Source organism: Bacillus sp. SCT118 (assembly GCF_058566435.1).
Genome location: NZ_CP191225.1, coordinates 1829925 through 1848706 on the forward strand (window position 1 = coordinate 1829925; position 18782 = coordinate 1848706).

20 protein-coding genes are annotated in these 18782 nt (G+C 44.1%); all 20 read left to right on the forward strand.

Features of this window, described 5'->3' with window-relative positions; translation table 11 throughout:
- Positions 1-81: 81 nt before the first annotated feature.
- The 20 genes from ndk to ACQVGT_RS09625 all read left to right on the forward strand — a co-directional run bounded on the left by ndk (position 82) and on the right by ACQVGT_RS09625 (position 18777).
- A complete protein-coding gene (gene ndk, locus ACQVGT_RS09530) occupies positions 82-531 on the forward strand; it encodes a nucleoside-diphosphate kinase (RefSeq protein ID WP_010886554.1) in 450 nt (149 codons plus the stop codon).
- A gap of 236 nt (positions 532-767) precedes the next feature.
- Positions 768-1538: a protein-glutamate O-methyltransferase CheR gene (cheR, locus tag ACQVGT_RS09535; protein WP_014477188.1), complete on the forward strand. Its 771-nt coding sequence runs from the start codon at positions 768-770 to the stop codon at positions 1536-1538.
- Between the two features lie 74 nt (positions 1539-1612).
- Positions 1613-2785 carry a chorismate synthase gene (gene aroC, locus ACQVGT_RS09540; protein ID WP_015483382.1) on the forward strand — a complete coding sequence of 391 codons (1173 nt, stop codon included), beginning with the start codon at positions 1613-1615 and terminating at the stop codon, positions 2783-2785.
- Positions 2785-3873 carry a 3-dehydroquinate synthase gene (gene aroB, locus ACQVGT_RS09545; RefSeq protein WP_015383974.1) on the forward strand — a complete coding sequence of 363 codons (1089 nt, stop codon included), beginning with the start codon at positions 2785-2787 and terminating at the stop codon, positions 3871-3873. The genes aroC and aroB overlap by 1 nt, the downstream gene beginning before the upstream one ends.
- The gene (gene aroH / locus ACQVGT_RS09550; protein ID WP_015483381.1) at positions 3870-4253 is read left to right on the forward strand and encodes a chorismate mutase; all 384 of its coding nucleotides are present in this window, start codon (positions 3870-3872) and stop codon (positions 4251-4253) included. Before aroB ends, aroH begins: the two co-directional genes overlap by 4 nt.
- Before the next feature lie 216 nt (positions 4254-4469).
- Complete coding sequence (gene trpE / locus ACQVGT_RS09555) at positions 4470-6017, forward strand: anthranilate synthase component I (protein WP_046340247.1); 1548 nt, start codon at positions 4470-4472, stop codon at positions 6015-6017.
- Positions 5989-7005 (forward strand): anthranilate phosphoribosyltransferase, encoded by a 1017-nt coding sequence (gene trpD, locus ACQVGT_RS09560; RefSeq protein ID WP_015483379.1) that lies wholly within the window; start codon positions 5989-5991, stop codon positions 7003-7005. The genes trpE and trpD overlap by 29 nt, the downstream gene beginning before the upstream one ends.
- Positions 6998-7750 (forward strand): indole-3-glycerol phosphate synthase TrpC, encoded by a 753-nt coding sequence (gene trpC, locus ACQVGT_RS09565; RefSeq protein WP_015383970.1) that lies wholly within the window; start codon positions 6998-7000, stop codon positions 7748-7750. The genes trpD and trpC overlap by 8 nt, the downstream gene beginning before the upstream one ends.
- Positions 7751-7754: 4 nt before the next feature.
- Complete coding sequence (locus tag ACQVGT_RS09570) at positions 7755-8402, forward strand: phosphoribosylanthranilate isomerase (protein ID WP_015383969.1); 648 nt, start codon at positions 7755-7757, stop codon at positions 8400-8402.
- A complete protein-coding gene (gene trpB, locus ACQVGT_RS09575) occupies positions 8383-9585 on the forward strand; it encodes a tryptophan synthase subunit beta (RefSeq protein ID WP_015383968.1) in 1203 nt (400 codons plus the stop codon). Before ACQVGT_RS09570 ends, trpB begins: the two co-directional genes overlap by 20 nt.
- Positions 9578-10381, forward strand: a complete 804-nt coding sequence (gene trpA, locus ACQVGT_RS09580; protein ID WP_015383967.1) for a tryptophan synthase subunit alpha — start codon at positions 9578-9580, stop codon at positions 10379-10381. The genes trpB and trpA overlap by 8 nt, the downstream gene beginning before the upstream one ends.
- A gap of 10 nt (positions 10382-10391) precedes the next feature.
- On the forward strand, positions 10392-11474 hold the full coding sequence (gene hisC, locus ACQVGT_RS09585) for a histidinol-phosphate transaminase (RefSeq protein ID WP_015483377.1): 1083 nt from the start codon (positions 10392-10394) through the stop codon (positions 11472-11474).
- Positions 11475-11522: 48 nt separating this feature from the next.
- Positions 11523-12638: a prephenate dehydrogenase gene (locus ACQVGT_RS09590; protein ID WP_014480118.1), complete on the forward strand. Its 1116-nt coding sequence runs from the start codon at positions 11523-11525 to the stop codon at positions 12636-12638.
- 10 nt (positions 12639-12648) lie between these two features.
- Entirely contained in the window at positions 12649-13935 is a 1287-nt protein-coding gene (gene aroA, locus ACQVGT_RS09595; RefSeq protein WP_015483376.1) for a 3-phosphoshikimate 1-carboxyvinyltransferase, read from the forward strand.
- A gap of 334 nt (positions 13936-14269) precedes the next feature.
- Positions 14270-15541, forward strand: a complete 1272-nt coding sequence (locus tag ACQVGT_RS09600) for a tetratricopeptide repeat protein (RefSeq protein ID WP_015483375.1) — start codon at positions 14270-14272, stop codon at positions 15539-15541.
- Between the two features lie 71 nt (positions 15542-15612).
- Positions 15613-16152: a ReoY family proteolytic degradation factor gene (locus tag ACQVGT_RS09605; RefSeq protein ID WP_004399171.1), complete on the forward strand. Its 540-nt coding sequence runs from the start codon at positions 15613-15615 to the stop codon at positions 16150-16152.
- Positions 16153-16206: 54 nt separating this feature from the next.
- Complete coding sequence (locus ACQVGT_RS09610) at positions 16207-16653, forward strand: YpiF family protein (protein ID WP_015383963.1); 447 nt, start codon at positions 16207-16209, stop codon at positions 16651-16653.
- A 142-nt stretch (positions 16654-16795) separates the two neighbouring features.
- Entirely contained in the window at positions 16796-17299 is a 504-nt protein-coding gene (locus ACQVGT_RS09615) for a Rieske (2Fe-2S) protein (protein WP_003230627.1), read from the forward strand.
- A 1-nt stretch (position 17300) separates the two neighbouring features.
- Positions 17301-17975, forward strand: a complete 675-nt coding sequence (gene qcrB / locus ACQVGT_RS09620; RefSeq protein WP_003225560.1) for a menaquinol-cytochrome c reductase cytochrome b subunit — start codon at positions 17301-17303, stop codon at positions 17973-17975.
- Between the two features lie 34 nt (positions 17976-18009).
- A complete protein-coding gene (locus ACQVGT_RS09625) occupies positions 18010-18777 on the forward strand; it encodes a menaquinol-cytochrome c reductase cytochrome b/c subunit (RefSeq protein ID WP_004398051.1) in 768 nt (255 codons plus the stop codon).
- The last annotated feature ends 5 nt before the right edge of the window (positions 18778-18782 follow it).

An 18782-nucleotide genomic window follows, 5' to 3' on the forward strand; every position in this document is an offset into this window, starting at 1 on the left:
ATTGATTAATTATCAGAAAGATGTTACGATTTCGGTGTGCAGTGTGAAAGCCTATACATACATAATGATGGGGTGGAGAATATGATGGAAAAGACTTTTATCATGGTGAAACCAGACGGTGTCCAACGTCAGCTCATTGGGGACATTTTATCTAGATTCGAACGTAAGGGCTTACAATTAGCTGGCGCCAAGTTAATGAGAGTGACTGAACAAATGGCTGAGAAACACTACGCCGAACATCAAGGAAAGCCTTTCTTCGGAGAGCTCGTTGAGTTTATTACTTCAGGACCTGTATTCGCAATGGTGTGGGAAGGCGAAAATGTCATTGAAGTGACGAGACAGCTGATCGGGAAAACAAACCCTAAAGAAGCTTTACCTGGTACGATTCGTGGGGATTATGGCATGTTTGTCGGAAAAAACATCATCCACGGCTCTGATTCTCTCGAAAGTGCAGAACGCGAGATTAACATTTTCTTTAAGAATGAAGAATTAGTATCATATCAACAGCTTATGGCAGGCTGGATCTATTAATCATTGTGAAAATAAGTAACAGAGCCGGCATCATATAATGCCGCCGGTTTTTGATCTGTTTTGTAAAGGTTTACATTAAAGTGAATAAAGGGTTGAATGGCAGTGTGCATCAGACCTCTGCCTTTCCCAACGATCTAAAATCAGCTGAAAAGCTGATTTTTTTATTGAAACAATACAATTTCCTGATAAAACAAGCTATACTAGGACAAAAAGACAGCGAGACTGGGAGAGTAGAGATGGATACATACAGCGTATTTACAACGAAATGGAAACAATTAACCGGAGTCGATTTAACACTATATAAAGAAGCACAAATGAAGAGAAGGCTAACGTCACTTTATGAGAAAAAGGGGTTCCAAAGCTTTAAGGACTTTGCGGCGGCATTGGAAAAGGATCAAGCTCTCTTAAATGAAACATTGGACAGAATGACGATCAATGTTTCAGAATTTTATCGTAATTATAAAAGATGGGAAGTTCTTGAGACTGCAATTCTGCCGTTAATCAAAACCTCTAGGCCTTTAAAGATTTGGAGTGCCGCCTGCTCAACGGGGGAGGAGCCATACACGCTTGCCATGCTTTTGGACCAGCAAAAAGGTCTTCCGGGCTATCAGATTTTGGCGACGGATATTGATGAAAAAGCATTGGAAAAAGCGAAAAAAGGCGTTTATCAGGAGCGGTCTTTACAGGAAGTGCCGCTCTCTGTGAAAGATCGTTATTTTACGCAAAACGCAAATAGAAGTTATGAAGTGAAACCGGAAATCAAAAAGAATATTACATTCAAAAAGCACAATTTGCTGGCGGATCGTTATGAACAAGACTTTGATTTAATCGTGTGCCGCAATGTATTTATTTATTTTACAGAAAGCGCGAAGGAAGAGCTGTATTTAAAAATGGCACATAGCTTGAAGAAGAATGGAGTTCTTTTTGTCGGCAGCACCGAGCAAATCTTCAACCCCGAGAAATTTGGCCTAGTACCAGCCGATACATTCTTTTATCAAAAAAGATAGACTGACTTTTTGCTGAAAAATATGTTATAGTAGTCTTACTTAAAAGCGTTAATGCGATGAAGGGAGAAGAAGTCATGAGATATTTAACAGCCGGAGAATCACACGGCCCCCAACTGACAACCATTATTGAGGGTGTACCTGCCGGGCTTTACATAACGGAGGAAGATATCAATTTTGAGCTTGCCAGACGCCAAAAAGGACACGGCCGCGGCCGCCGCATGCAGATCGAAAAAGACCAGGCCAAAATTATGAGCGGGGTGCGCCATGCACGTACACTCGGTTCACCAATTGCTCTCGTAGTTGAAAATAACGATTGGAAGCATTGGACAAAAATCATGGGCGCCGCTCCGATTACAGAAGATGAAGAAAAGGAAATGAAGCGCCAGATTTCCAGACCGAGACCCGGGCACGCTGACTTAAACGGTGCAATTAAATATAATCATCGTGATATGAGAAATGTGCTTGAGCGTTCTTCAGCAAGGGAAACAACTGTCAGAGTGGCGGCAGGGGCTGTAGCTAAAAAGATTCTTTCTGAGCTTGGCATTAAGGTGGCGGGCCACGTGTTGCAAATTGGCGCTGTTAAAGCTGAAAAAACAGAATATACGTCGATTGAAGACCTGCAGCGCGTAACGGAAGAGTCTCCTGTCAGATGCTACGATGAAGAGGCAGGCAAAAAAATGATGGCTGCCATTGATGAAGCAAAGGCAAACGGAGATTCCATCGGCGGAATAGTAGAAGTCATTGTCGAGGGAATGCCGGTAGGCGTGGGCAGCTATGTCCATTATGACCGCAAGCTGGATAGCAAGCTTGCTGCCGCTGTTCTGTCAATTAACGCATTTAAAGGTGTGGAATTCGGCATCGGATTTGAGGCGGCAGGGCGAAATGGAAGCGAAGTCCATGACGAGATCATTTGGGACGAGGAAAAAGGATACACCCGTGCTACTAACAGACTTGGAGGACTGGAAGGCGGCATGACGACAGGAATGCCAATCGTTGTCCGCGGAGTCATGAAGCCGATTCCGACTTTGTATAAACCGCTGAAAAGTGTCGATATTGAAACGAAAGAACCGTTTTCCGCCAGCATAGAACGTTCAGACAGCTGTGCTGTTCCTGCGGCAAGTGTAGTCGCTGAAGCGGCTGTCGCTTGGGAAATTGCGAACGCAGTCGTTGAACAATTCGGATTAGATCAAATTGACCGCATTAAAGAAAATGTGGAGAATATGAGAAAACTGTCGAGGGAATTTTAATGAAGACACTGCATGTTCAAACTGCTTCCTCGTCATATCCTGTTTTTATCGGACAAGGTATCAGAAAAAAGGCTTGTGAACTATTAACCTCGCTAAACAGGCCATTAACACGCATTATGCTTGTTACCGATGAAGAAGTGGATCGCCTGTACGGTGATGAACTGCTTCACCTGCTCGAAGAAAAATGGCCTGTGAAAAAAGTGACGGTGCCGAGCGGAGAGCAGGCGAAATCAATGGATATGTACACGAAGCTGCAGAGTGAAGCGATTCGATTTCATATGGATCGCTCCTCATGCATCATCGCATTCGGTGGCGGTGTTGTAGGGGATCTTGCCGGTTTTGTGGCTGCCACTTTTATGCGGGGCATTGATTTCATTCAAATGCCTACGACGCTCTTGGCGCATGACAGCGCAGTCGGAGGAAAAGTAGCCGTGAACCATCCGCTTGGAAAAAATCTAATCGGTGCGTTTTATCAGCCGAAAGCCGTGCTCTATGATACAGATTTCCTGCGTTCTCTGCCTGAAAAAGAGCTTCGGTCCGGAATGGCAGAAGTGATCAAACACGCTTTTATCTATGACAGAGCGTTTCTGGAGGAGCTGCTGAATATCCACTCACTGCGTGATATCACAAGTGATCAGCTGAATGACATGATTTTTAAAGGTATTTCAATTAAAGCGTCTGTCGTTCAGCAGGATGAAAAAGAAGAGGGGATAAGAGCTTACTTAAACTTCGGGCATACGCTCGGTCATGCCGTTGAGGCGGAATATGGATACGGGCAGATCACTCACGGTGATGCCGTAGCCCTCGGAATGCAGTTTGCTTTATATATAAGCGAAAAGACTGTAGGCTGTGAAATGGACAGAAAACGTTTGGTCAGCTGGCTAAAAAGCCTGGGTTATCCAAGTCAAATCAGAAAAGAGACGGAAACTTCGGTTCTCTTGGACCGTATGATGAATGATAAGAAAACCCGTGGCGGGAAGATTCAGTTTATTGTGCTCAACGAATTAGGGAAAGTTGCTGATCATACCTTTTCCAGAAATGAACTTGAGTGCTGGCTGAACAAATGGCGATTGGAGGAGACATCATGATGATTCGCGGAATTCGCGGAGCAACTACAGTTGAACGGGATACTGAAGAAGAAATTTTACAAAAAACAAAACAGCTGTTAGAGAAAATCATAGAAGAAAATCATACAAAACCGGAAGATGTTGTTCAAATCCTTCTTTCGGCTACACCTGACTTGCACGCTGTTTTCCCGGCAAAAGCTGTTCGCGAGCTTTCAGGATGGCAGTATGTACCGGTAACATGTATGCAGGAAATGGACGTAACAGGCGGTCTGAAAAAGTGCATAAGAGTCATGATGACGGTCCAGACAGATGTCCCTCAGGATCAGATCAGACATGTATATTTAGAAAAAGCCGTCGTATTGAGGCCCGATTTATCATTGACAAAAAATACTGAATTGTAATACGATAAGAATAGCTTAGAAATACACAAGAGTGTGTATAAAGCGATTAGAATGAGTTGAGTTAGAGAATAGGGTAGCAGAGAATGAGTTTAGTTGAGCTGAGACATGTATGTTTATTCTACCCAAAAGAAGTCTTTCTTTTGGGTTTATTTGTTATATAGTATTTTATCCTCTCATGCCATCTTCTCATTCTCCTTGCCATAAGGAGTGAGAGCAATGAATTTCCAATCAAACATTTCCGCATTTTTAGAGGACAGCTTGTCCCACCACACGATACCGATTGTGGAGACCTTCACAGTCGATACACTGACACCCATTCAAATGATAGAGAAGCTTGACAGGGAGATTACGTATCTTCTTGAAAGCAAGGACGATACATCCACTTGGTCCAGATATTCGTTTATCGGCCTGAATCCATTTCTCACAATTAAAGAAGAGCAGGGCCGTTTTTCGGCCGCTGATCAGGACAGCAAATCTCTTTACACAGGAAATGAACTAAAAGAAGTGCTGAACTGGATGAATACCACATACAAAATCAAAACACCTCAGCTTGGCATTCCTTTTGTCGGCGGAGCTGTCGGGTACTTAAGCTATGATATGATCCCGCTGATTGAGCCTTCTGTTCCTTCGCATACAAAAGAAACAGACATGGAAAAGTGTATGCTGTTTGTTTGCCGGACATTAATTGCGTATGATCATGAAACCAAAAACGTCCACTTTATCCAATATGCAAGACTCACTGGAGAGGAAACAGAAAACGAAAAAATGGATGTGTTCCATCAAAATCATCTAGAGCTTCAAAATCTCATTGAAAAAATGATGGACCAAAAAAACATAAAAGAGCTGTTTCTCTCTGCTGATTCATACAAGACGCCCAGCTTTGAGACGGTATCTTCTAATTATGAAAAATCGGCTTTTATGGCTGATGTAGAAAAAATCAAAAGCTATATAAAAGCAGGCGATATCTTTCAGGGCGTTTTGTCACAAAAATTTGAGGTTCCGATAAAAGCAGATGCTTTTGAGTTATACCGAGTGCTTAGGATCATCAATCCTTCTCCGTATATGTATTATATGAAACTGCAAGACAGAGAAATAGTCGGCAGCTCTCCGGAACGGTTAATACACGTTCAAGACGGGCACTTAGAAATCCACCCGATTGCCGGTACGAGAAAACGCGGTGCAGACAAAGCTGAAGATGAGAGACTGAAGGTTGAGCTCATGAAGGATGAAAAAGAAAAAGCGGAGCATTACATGCTCGTTGATCTTGCCCGAAACGATATCGGCAGAGTAGCAGAGTATGGTTCTGTTTCTGTGCCGGAGTTCACAAAAATTGTTTCCTTTTCACATGTCATGCACATTATCTCGGTGGTTACAGGCCGATTGAAAAAAGGGGTTCATCCTGTCGATGCACTGATGTCTGCTTTCCCGGCGGGGACCTTAACAGGCGCACCCAAAATCCGTGCCATGCAGCTTTTGCAAGAGCTCGAGCCAACACCGAGAGAGACATACGGAGGGTGTATTGCCTACATTGGGTTTGACGGGAATATCGACTCTTGTATAACGATTCGCACGATGAGTGTAAAGAACGGTGTTGCATCGATACAGGCAGGTGCTGGCATTGTTGCTGATTCTGTTCCGGAAGCCGAATACGAAGAAAGCTGTAATAAAGCCGGTGCGCTGCTGAAAACGATTCATATTGCAGAAGACATGTTTCATAGCAAGGAGGGTAAAGCTGATGAACAGATTTCTACAATTGTGCGTTGACGGAAAAACCCTTACTGCCGGTGAGGCTGAAACGCTGATGAATATGATGATGGCAGCGGAAATGACTCCTTCTGAAATGGGTGGTATATTGTCTATTCTTGCTCATCGGGGAGAGACGCCAGAAGAGCTTACAGGTTTTGTGAAGGCAATGCGGGCACACGCTCTTACAGTCGATGGACTTCCTGATATTGTTGATACATGCGGAACAGGGGGAGACGGTATTTCCACTTTTAATATCTCAACGGCCTCGGCAATTGTTGCCTCGGCAGCTGGCGCGAAAATCGCTAAGCATGGCAATCGCTCTGTCTCTTCTAAAAGCGGAAGCGCTGATGTTTTAGAGGAGCTAGAGGTTTCTATTCAAACCACTCCCGAAAAGGTCAAAAGCAGCATTGAAACAAACAATATGGGATTTCTTTTTGCGCCGCTTTACTATTCGTCTATGAAACATGTAGCAGGTACTAGAAAAGAGCTAGGTTTCAGAACGGTATTTAATCTGCTTGGGCCACTCAGCAATCCTTTACAGGCGAAGCGTCAGGTGATTGGGGTCTATTCTGTTGAAAAAGCTGGACTGATGGCAAGCGCACTGGAGACGTTTCAGCCGAAGCACGTCATGTTTGTATCAAGCCGTGACGGTTTAGATGAGCTTTCAATTACAGCACCGACCGACGTGATTGAATTAAAGGACGGAGAGCGCCGGGAATATACCGTTTCACCCGAAGATTTCGGTTTCACAAATGGCAGACTTGAAGATTTACAGGTGCAGTCACCGAAAGAGAGCGCTTATCTCATTCAGAATATTTTTGAAAATAAAAGCAGTAGTTCCGCTTTATCTATTACGGCTTTTAATGCGGGTGCTGCGATTTACACGGCGGGAATTACCGCCTCACTGAAGGAAGGAACGGAGCTGGCGTTAGAGACGATTACAAGCGGAGGCGCTGCCGCGCAGCTTGAACGACTAAAGCAGAAAGAGGAAGAGATCTATGCTTGAAAAAATCATCAAACAAAAGAAAGAAGAAGTGAAAACACTGGTTCTGCCGGTAGAGCAGCCTTTCGAGAAACATTCATTTAAGGAGGCGCTGGCAAGCCCGAATCGGTTTATCGGGTTGATTGCTGAAGTGAAGAAAGCATCGCCGTCAAAGGGGCTTATTAAAGAGGATTTTGTGCCTGTGCAGATTGCAAAAGACTATGAGGCTGCGAAGGCAGATGCGATTTCTGTTTTAACAGACACCCCGTTTTTTCAAGGGGAAAACAGCTATTTATCAGACGTAAAGCGTGCTGTTTCGATTCCTGTACTTAGAAAAGATTTTATTATTGATTCTCTTCAAGTAGAGGAATCAAGAAGAATCGGAGCGGATGCCATATTGTTAATCGGCGAGGTGCTTGATCCCTTACACCTGCATGAATTATATCTAGAAGCAGGTGAAAAGGGGATGGACGTGTTAGTCGAGGTTCATGATGCATCAACGCTAGAACAAATATTGAAAGTGTTCACACCCGACATTCTCGGCATAAATAATCGAAACCTAAAAACGTTTAAAACATCTGTAAAGCAGACAGAACAAATCGCATCTCTCGTTCCGAAAGAATCCTTGCTTGTCAGCGAAAGCGGAATCGGTTCTTTAGAACATTTAACATTTGTCAATGAACATGGGGCAAGAGCTGTACTTATCGGTGAATCATTGATGAGACAAACTTCTCAGCGTAAAGCAATCCATGCTTTGTTTGGGGAGTGAGGTTGTGAAGAAACCGGCATTAAAATATTGCGGTATTCAGTCACTAAAGGATTTGCAGCTTGCGGCGGAATCACAGGCTGATTACCTAGGCTTTATTTTTGCTGAAAGCAAACGAAAAGTATCTCCGCAAGATGTGAAAAAATGGCTGAACCAAGTTCGTGTCGAAAAACAGGTTGCAGGTGTTTTTGTTAATGAATCAATAGAGACGATGTCACGTATTGCCAAGAGCTTGAAGCTCGACGTCATTCAGCTTCACGGTGATGAAAAACCGGCGGATGCTGATGCGCTTCGCAAGCTGACAGGCTGTGAAATATGGAAGGCGCTTCACCATCAGGATAACACAACTCAAGAAATAGCCCGCTTTAAAGATAATGTTGACGGCTTTGTGATTGATTCATCTGTAAAAGGGTCTAGAGGCGGAACTGGTGTTGCATTTTCTTGGGAATGTGTGCCGGAATATCAGCAGGCGGCTATTGGTAAACGCTGCTTTATCGCTGGCGGCGTGAATCCGGATAGCATCACAGGCCTATTGAAATGGCAGCCAGAAGGAATTGACCTTGCCAGCGGAATTGAAAAAAACGGACAAAAAGATCAGAATCTGATGAGGCTTTTAGAAGAAAGGATGAACCGATATGTATCCATATCCGAATGAAATAGGCAGATACGGTGATTTTGGCGGAAAGTTTGTTCCGGAAACACTCATGCAGCCGTTAGATGAAATAGAAACAGCATTTAAACAAATCAAGGATGATCCCGCTTTTCGTGAAGAGTATTATAAGCTGTTAAAGGACTATTCCGGACGGCCGACTGCATTAACATACGCTGATCGAGTCACTGAATACTTAGGCGGCGCGAAAATCTATTTGAAACGAGAAGATTTAAACCATACAGGTTCTCATAAAATCAATAATGCGCTAGGTCAAGCGCTGCTTGCTAAAAAAATGGGCAAAACGAAAATCATTGCTGAAACCGGTGCCGGCCAGCATGGCGTTGCCGCTGCAACAGTTGCAGCCAAATTCGGCTTTTCCTGTACTGTGTTTATGGGTGAAGAGGATGTTGCCCGCCAGTCTCTGAACGTTTTCCGCATGAAGCTTCTTGGAGCGGAGGTAGTGCCTGTAACAAGCGGAAACGGAACATTGAAGGATGCCACAAATGAGGCGATCCGGTACTGGGTTCAGCATTGTGAGGATCACTTTTATATGATTGGATCAGTTGTCGGCCCGCATCCTTATCCGCAAGTGGTCCGTGAATTTCAAAAAATGATCGGAGAGGAAGCGAAGGATCAGTTGAAACGTATTGAAGGCACTCTGCCTGATAAAGTAGTGGCATGTGTAGGCGGAGGAAGCAATGCGATGGGTATGTTTCAGGCATTTTTAAATGAAGATGTTGAACTGATCGGCGCTGAAGCAGCAGGAAAAGGAATTGATACGCCTCTTCATGCCGCCACTATTTCGAAAGGAACCGTAGGGGTTATTCACGGTTCATTGACTTATCTCATTCAGGATGAGTTCGGCCAAATTATTGAGCCCTACTCTATTTCAGCCGGTCTCGACTATCCTGGAATCGGTCCGGAGCATGCATACTTGCATAAGAGCGGCCGTGTCACTTATGACAGTATCACCGATGAAGAAGCGGTGGATGCATTAAAGCTTTTGTCAGAAAAAGAGGGGATTTTGCCGGCAATCGAATCTGCCCATGCGTTAGCGAAAGCATTCAAACTCGCCAAAGGAATGGATCGCGGTCAACTCATTCTCGTCTGTTTATCAGGGCGGGGAGACAAGGATGTCAACACATTAATGAAGGTATTGGAAGAAGAGGTGAAAGCCCATGTTTAAATTGGATCTTCAACCATCAGAAAAATTGTTTATCCCGTTTATTACGGCGGGCGATCCAGTTCCTGAGGTTTCGATTGAACTGGCGAAGTCACTCCAAAAAGCAGGCGCCACTGCATTGGAGCTTGGTGTTGCATACTCTGACCCGCTTGCAGACGGTCCGGTGATCCAGAGGGCTTCAAAGCGGGCACTTGATCAAGGAATGAATATCGTAAAGGCAATCGAATTAGGCGGAGAAATGAAAAAAAACGGAGTGAATATTCCGATTATCCTCTTTACGTATTATAATCCTGTGTTACAATTGAACAAAGAATACTTTTTCGCTTTACTGCGGGAAAATCATATTGACGGTCTGCTTGTTCCGGATCTGCCACTAGAAGAAAGCAACATCCTTCAAGAGGAATGTAAAAGCCATGAGGTGACGTATATTTCTTTGGTTGCGCCGACAAGCGAAAGCCGTTTGAAAACCATTATTGAACAAGCCGAGGGCTTCGTCTACTGTGTGTCTTCTCTGGGTGTGACCGGTGTCCGCAATGAGTTCAATTCATCCGTGTACCCGTTCATTCGGACAGTGAAGAATCTCAGCACTGTTCCGGTTGCTGTAGGGTTCGGTATATCAAACCGTGAACAAGTCATAAAGATGAATGAAATTAGTGACGGTGTCGTAGTGGGAAGTGCGCTCGTCAGAAAAATAGAAGAATTAAAGGACCGGCTCATCAGCGCTGAAACGAGAAATCAGGCGCTGCAGGAGTTTGAGGATTACGCAATGGCGTTTGGCGGCTTGTACAGTTTAAAATGAGGTGACTGATTTGCGTATCAAAGAACATTTAAAACAGCTGAAGCCTTATCAGCCTGGAAAGCCGATTGAAGCAGTGAAATCAGAATATGGCTTGGATAAAGTGGTGAAGCTTGCTTCAAACGAGAATCCTTACGGCTGTTCAGAGGCTGCAAAAGAGGCGCTTCATCATGAGATTCAACAGCTAGCCCTTTACCCGGACGGGTATAGCGCCGCTTTGCGGACAAGGCTCAGTAAGCACCTCAATGTCAGCGAAACATCACTTATTTTCGGCAACGGTTCTGATGAAATCATTCAGATCATCTGCCGGGCATTTTTAAACGATAAAACAAACACGGTTACTGCTGCCCCCACTTTTCCGCAATATAAACATAATACGGTCATTGAAGGGGCTGAAGTACGTGAAATTGCACTTCGTCCCGACGGCTCACATGATTTAGACGCCATGTTAGAAGCCATCGACGAACAGACACAAGTCGTTTGGATATGCAGCCCGAATAATCCGACTGGCACTTATACATCTGAAGGAGAATTACTCGCATTTCTGGAGCGCGTTCCTTCACGTGTCCTTGTTGTTCTTGACGAAGCATATTATGAATATGTAACAGCAGAGGATTACCCAGAAACCGTGCCGCTCTTAAGCAAGTATTCCAATTTGATGATTTTGCGCACATTTTCAAAGGCATACGGTCTGGCAGCGCTCAGAGTCGGATACGGAATTGCTGACGAGAACCTGATTCGCCAGATTGAGCCGGCGAGAGAGCCGTTTAATACGAGCCGTCTGGGCCAGGCTGCGGCGATTGCCGCACTTGATGATCAAGCGTTTATTGCTTCCTGTGTCGAGCAAAATAATGCAGGCCTTCAGCAGTATTATGATTTTGCGAAAACTCATGGTTTAAAGTGCTACCCTTCACAGACAAATTTTGTGTTAATTGACTTTAAACGTCCTGCTGATGAACTGTTTCAGGCTCTGCTGGAAAAAGGCTATATCGTCCGGTCAGGAAATGCATTAGGTTTCCCGACATCACTCCGGATTACGATCGGAACAAAAGAGCAAAATGAAGAAATACTTGCCATTTTAGCTGAAATTTTATAAGAGGTGATCAAATATCACCTCTTTAGTCTATAAACCAGGTGATGACGTATGAATCAAATGAAAGATACAATATTGCTCGCCGGTCTCGGATTGATAGGCGGTTCGATTGCCCTAGCCATCAAAAAAAATCATCCCGGCAAACGGATTATCGGAATCGACATCTCTGATGAACAGGCGGTAGCGGCATTAAAATTAGGTGTGATAGACGATCGTGCTGATTCGTTTATTAGCGGTGCGAAAGAGGCAGCTACAGTAATCATTGCGACACCTGTCGAACAAACACTGGTTATGCTTGAAGAGCTGGCTCATTCAGGAATTGAACATGAGCTTTTGATTACGGATGTAGGAAGCACAAAGCAAAAAGTGGTTGATTACGCTGATCAAGTGCTGCCTAGCCGCTATCAATTTGTCGGAGGACATCCGATGGCGGGTTCACATAAATCAGGAGTGGCCGCTGCGAAGGAGTTCCTGTTTGAAAATGCATTTTATATTTTAACCCCAGGCCAGAAAACGGACAAACAAGCTGTGGAACAGTTAAAAAACCTGCTGAAGGGGACGAATGCCCATTTTGTGGAAATGTCGCCAGAGGAGCATGATGGCGTTACAAGTGTAATCAGTCATTTTCCGCATATTGTAGCAGCTAGTCTTGTTCACCAAACCCATCACTCGGAAAACCTGTATCCGCTTGTTAAGCGTTTTGCTGCCGGCGGGTTCAGAGATATTACAAGGATTGCATCAAGCAGCCCGGCAATGTGGCGGGATATTTTATTACATAATAAAGATAAAATCTTAGACCGTTTTGATGAGTGGATTCGTGAAATTGACAAGATCCGTACATATGTAGAACAAGAAGATGCGGAAAATCTATTTCGTTATTTTAAAACCGCCAAGGATTATCGTGACGGGCTGCCGCTTCGGCAGAAGGGAGCGATACCTGCATTTTATGATTTATACGTGGATGTACCCGATCATCCGGGTGTAATATCCGAGATAACAGCGATCTTAGCTGCGGAGCGCATCAGTATCACGAATATCCGCATTATCGAAACACGAGAAGATATTAACGGGATTTTAAGGATCAGTTTTCAGTCTGATGACGACCGCAAAAGGGCAGAACAATGCATTGAAGCCCGGGCGGAATATGAAACTTTTTATGCTGATTGAGGTGGAAAAAATGAAACGAGAAAAGGTGCAGGCCTTACATGGAGAAATACATATTCCCGGTGATAAATCCATTTCTCACCGCTCTGTTATGTTTGGCGCGCTAGCGGCAGGCACAACAACAGTTAAAAACTTTCTGCCGGGAGCAGATTGTCTGAGCACGATTGATTGCTTTAGAAAAATGGGTGTTCACATTGAGCAAAGCGGCAGCGATGTCGTGATTTACGGAAAAGGAATCGATGCCCTGAAAGAGCCAGAAAGCCTTTTAGATGTCGGAAATTCAGGTACAACGATTCGCCTGATGCTCGGAATATTGGCGGGCCGTCCTTTTTACAGCGCGGTAACCGGAGATGAGAGCATTGCGAAGCGCCCAATGAAGCGTGTGACTGAGCCTTTGAAAAAAATGGGGGCTAAAATCGACGGCAGAGCCGGTGGAGAGTTTACACCGCTGTCAGTGAGCGGCGCCTCATTAAAAGGAATTGATTATGTATCACCTGTTGCAAGCGCGCAAATTAAATCTGCTGTTTTGCTGGCCGGATTACAGGCTGAGGGCACAACAACTGTCACAGAGCCCCATAAATCTCGGGACCACACTGAGCGGATGCTTTCTGCTTTTGGCGTTAAGCTTTCTGAAGATCAAACGAGTGTTTCCATTGCTGGTGGCCAGAAACTGACAGCTGCAGATATTTTTGTTCCTGGAGACATTTCTTCAGCCGCATTTTTTCTTGCTGCTGGCGCGATGGTTCCAAACAGCAGAATTGTATTGAAAAACGTAGGTTTAAATCCGACTCGGACAGGTATTATTGACGTCCTTCAAAACATGGGGGCAAAACTTGAAATCAAACCATCTGCTGATAGCGGTGCAGAGCCTTATGGAGATTTGATTATAGAAACATCATCTCTAAAAGCAGTTGAAATCGGAGGAGATATCATTCCGCGTTTAATTGATGAGATCCCTATCATCGCGCTTCTTGCGACTCAGGCGGAAGGAACCACCGTTATCAAGGACGCGGCAGAGCTAAAAGTGAAAGAAACAAACCGTATTGATACTGTTGTTTCTGAGCTTCGCAAGCTGGGTGCTGAAATTGATCCGACAGCAGATGGAATGAAGGTTTATGGCAAACAAACGTTGAAAGGCGGCGCTGCAGTGTCCAGCCACGGAGATCATCGAATCGGAATGATGCTTGGTATTGCTGCTTGTATAACGGAGGAGCCGATTGAAATCGAGCACACGGATGCCATTCACGTTTCTTATCCAACCTTCTTCGAGCATTTAAATAAGCTTTCGAAAAAATCCTGAAGTTTTACTTCAGGATTTTTTATGCAGATCATAATTCGAGGCGAAAAAACATAGCTTGTCTTATAGAGGGGATAGAAAAACGAAAAGGGGGGATGTGCTTTACTTACAAGCCGGCAGGTCAAAGAGCTGCTTTACTGTACAGAGGGCGATCTTCCTTTTTTCATTTTCTATCTCAAGATCTTTTGGTAAACTAATAAGACTCAATAATTCCCTTCCGTACAGAAGCATCTTATTTGCCGGGGGCATTCGTCTGAATTATGATAAGATTAACCCGAACAAATAAAGCTTTTTTGTATGGTTGATGTTGTATAGGAAAAGAAAGGACCGGTCCGATTTGAATACATTGATTCAAGAAGCCATAAAATTAGTTGAAGCAGGTGAAACAGAAAAAGGCCTCAACACGCTCTCGAAGGCTGAAAAACAGCTGCATGATGAAGATAAAGCCATTGCAGCCCAGCTTTATTACGAGTGGGGCGATGTAGAAAAAGCAATTTCACTGATTAGTGATCTACATGATTTATATCCAAATGAAACAGAACTGACGAATTTCTACGCTGAACTTTTAATAGATATTGACGAAGAAGAAAAAGCCCTCGCTGTGCTGGAGACTATTCCGGAAACAGATCCATCATATCCGGAAAGTTTGCTGCTTATGGCGGATCTTTATCAGATGCAGGGGTTATTCGAAGTCAGTGAACAAAAGCTTTTACAGGCAAAGTCCATTCTGGACAATGAACCGGTTATTGATTTTGCACTGGGAGAACTTTACTTTACACAGGGAGCCTATGCAAAAGCGGTTCAATATTTTAAAACAACGGCTGAGGAGCAGAGTGAGATCGGAGGCGTTAATGTCCATCAAAGACTGGCAGAATCGTTAAGCGCCTCAGGTGAATTTGAGGATGCCATTCCATGTTACGAGAAAGCTGTCGATGAGAATCCTGATCCTAATACGATTTTCGGCTATGGTTTTACAGCCTTACAGGCGGGGCTTGTGAAAACAGCTATTAAGCAGTTGTCTGATTTAAAGGAGCTTGATCCATCTTATACTTCACTTTATATGCCGCTCTCGAAAAGCTATGAAGCTGAAGGGATGTATGAAGAGGCATTAAAAACGGCAAAAGAGGGGATCAGATATGATGAATATAACAAAGAACTTTTCCTTTATGCCGCCAAAATGGCCTTAAAAATCGGGAAGTCAGAAGAGGGGAAAAAGCTGCTTCAGGAGGCGCTTGCGCTTGATCCGGGCTATGTCGAGGCGCTTCATACACTTCTTGCCGTGTATCACAAAGAAGAGGATTATGATCAGATCATTGATCTTATTCAAGAGGTTCGAAGCTACGGTGAAGAAGATCCGAAATACAATTGGTATCTTGCAAGCGCATATACTGAATTAGAGCAATACGAGGAAGCAAAACAATCCTTTGAGGCTGCCTATCTTCATTACCGGGAGGATAGAGATTTCTTATATGAATACGCAAGCTTCCTATTAGAAGAAGGCCTTCAAAAAGAAGCGCTGCCGCTTTTGAAAAAGGTTCTTGAAATGGACGGAGCCAATGAAGAGCTTGAAGAAACGATTTTGCGAATCGAGGATGAATTTTCTAGATAAGCAGGAATATTAACCATTCATGTGGAACATATAAGTATATAGATTATACGAACGATAGAGGAGGGAATTACATGCAGACCCCTGTTTCTGTCAATGAGAAAAAAGATTTTATCCGTTGGTTTTTAAACCATTATCAGTTAAAGCGCCGAGAGTGCGTTTGGATCTTGAACTACTTAATGAGCCATGATTCTCTCATGGAGAAGGTTCATTTTGTGGAGCAGGCTGAATTTTGCCCGAGAGGCATTATAATGTCAACACATTGTGTTGAAGAAGTTCCGTTCCGGTTCTATAAAGAGAATGTCATGACTACCGACGCGGAAAAATCTTTTCATGATATTAGATTAAATAAACAGCAGGATTTGTTTATCCAGCTTAATTTCCGTTCGGCTTACAGCTCACCTGAATATGCGGCGGTGCTGGAGTCCAACCCGCATATTCCGAAAAACCTTTTTGAGAATAAAAAAGATCAGGGATTGGCGGAACAGATTTTAGAGCACGCTATTTCCACATTCCAAAGAGAAAAATTATTAAAAGACATTGACGACGCGTTAGATCGTCATGATAAAGAGGCATTTGAACAATTATCGCGCCAATTAAATCAGCTCACATAATATGACCAGCCTTGCAGTGAATTGCAAGGCTTGTTGCCGTAAAGGGGGAGAACGATGAGGTGGAGAATCACTGATGCCAAGGACTATTTACAAGCTAAGGATTACATTGATACCGCTGTCATTCCATTAATTAGCATAAGGGTTAATAACCATTTTAAAATGGCGGCGGAGAAAGGCGAGTTTACGCAGCTTCTCTCAGAAGAACTTGAAAGGCAGTTAAAGGGACGGGTATATTTACTTCCTCCTTATACATATGTTGATAGAAATGAAATAACCGTTCAAGGGCTTAAGGATTTGCGGGAAGAGCTGATAACGGAATTTCCGCATGTTGTCCTGCTCACATCTGACGAAAGTTGGAGAGCTGAGGATGCGTTAGGCAAAATGATTGTTACACCGTCTGTTCCATTAGAGCATTTAAATGACTCTTTAAAAAGAAAAATATTGGATGAACGCACTGCTGAAATTTTGAACGTTTTGTTACAGTTATGGAGCACTCCATAAAAACACTTACATTTCCTTATAAACAATATTTTGGCTATATTGACCTTGCTGAGAGATTCATATATTATGAGGGTGTCTAGAGTTATTGCAATATTTTCTATTTTAGTCAGTTTGCAGGGGTGACCTAGAGGGGGGAGAAGAGATGGGCGGAAAACATGATATATCCAGACGTCAATTTTTGAATTACACGCTCACAGGCGTAGGAGGTTTTATGGCGGCTAGTATGCTCATGCCTATGGTTCGCTTCGCACTCGACCCGGTATTAAAATCGACGGGGAAGCAGGATATGGTTCAGGTTGTCAGCGTTGATGAGTTGACAAAAGAGCCGCAGCGCTTTGATTTTAAAATTAATCAAGTCGATGCCTGGTATGAGTCAGAAGAGTCAAGATCAGCCTGGGTCTTCAAAAACGGGGATGAAATTGTAGCACTTTCGCCAATTTGTAAACATTTAGGGTGTACGGTGAACTGGAATAGTGATCCTAAAAACCCGAATAAATTCTTTTGTCCATGCCATTACGGACTCTATGAAAAGGACGGCACCAATGTCCCTGGCACGCCGCCGCTTGCGCCTCTTGATCATTATGAGCAAGAAGTAAAAGACGGCTTCCTGTATCTTGGAAAAGCAAAGCCTAAGGGGGAAGGGTGACATGCTGAACAAAATCTATGACTGGGTAGACGAGCGGCTTGATATTACACCGATGTGGAGGGATATTGCCGATCACGAAGTACCGGAACATGTGAATCCCGCCCATCATTTCTCTGCGTTTGTGTATTGCTTTGGGGGACTGACGTTTTTTGTAACCGTTATCCAAGTATTATCTGGAATGTTTTTAACGATGTATTATGTGCCTGATATCAAAAATGCCTGGGAATCGGTATATTATTTGCAAAATGAAGTGGCATTCGGCCAGATTGTCAGGGGGATGCACCACTGGGGTGCGAGCCTGGTCATTGTGATGATGTTTTTACATACGCTGAGGGTCTTTTTCCAAGGCGCGTATAAAAAACCCCGCGAGCTGAACTGGATTGTCGGTGTGCTGATCTTTTTTGTTATGCTCGGTCTTGGCTTTACAGGCTACTTGCTTCCTTGGGATATGAAGGCTCTGTTTGCAACAAAAGTCGGGCTGCAGATCGCCGAAGCCACGCCTTTGATCGGAACGCAAGTTAAAACGCTCCTTGCAGGGCATCCGGATATTGTAGGCGCCCAAACGCTGACTAGGTTTTTTGCGATCCATGTATTTTTTCTTCCTGCCGCATTGTTCGGGCTGATGGCTGCACATTTTATTATGATCCGGAAGCAGGGGATTTCAGGACCGCTTTAAACTCTTGATCTGCGAATAAAAGGGAGGGGATGACATGCACCGGGGCAAAGGGATGAAGTTTGTAGGCGACTCAAGGATACCGGCTGAAAAAAAGCCGAATATACCGAAGGATTATTCGGAGTATCCCGGTAAAACAGAGGCTTTCTGGCCAAATTTCTTGTTAAAGGAATGGATGGTTGGAGCTGTCTTTCTCATCGGTTTTCTCGTTTTGACGATTGTGCATCAGCCGCCTTTGGAGCGAATGGCGGACCCGACTGATACTGGTTATATTCCGCTGCCGGATTGGTATTTTCTTTTCTTATACCAGCTGTTGAAGTATGAATACGCCGCCGGAAGCTTTACAGTGGTCGGCGCCATGATTATGCCAGGTCTCGCTTTTGGGGCCCTGCTTTTGGCTCCATTCCTAGACAGAGGGACAGAAAGAAGGCCGTGGAAGCGTCCGGTCGCTGTCGGTATGATGCTTCTGGCCATTTCCGCTGCTGTATTTTTGACGTGGCAGTCAGTTGCTACTCATGACTGGGCCAAGGCAGAAGAACAGGGGAAAATCACAAAAGAAGCCGACATTGACACCAATGCAGAAGGATATAAGGTCTTTAAGGAACAGGGCTGTATTTCTTGCCATGGGGATAACCTTCAGGGAGGAGCGGCTGGGCCTTCATTGGTTGACAGCGGGCTGAAACCGGAAGAAATCAAAAAAATCGCTGTAGAAGGGAAAGGCAAAATGCCGGCGGGTGTGTTCAAAGGAAATGATAAGCAGCTCGAAGAACTTGCAAAATTTATTTCTGAAACAACCGCAAAATAACGTAT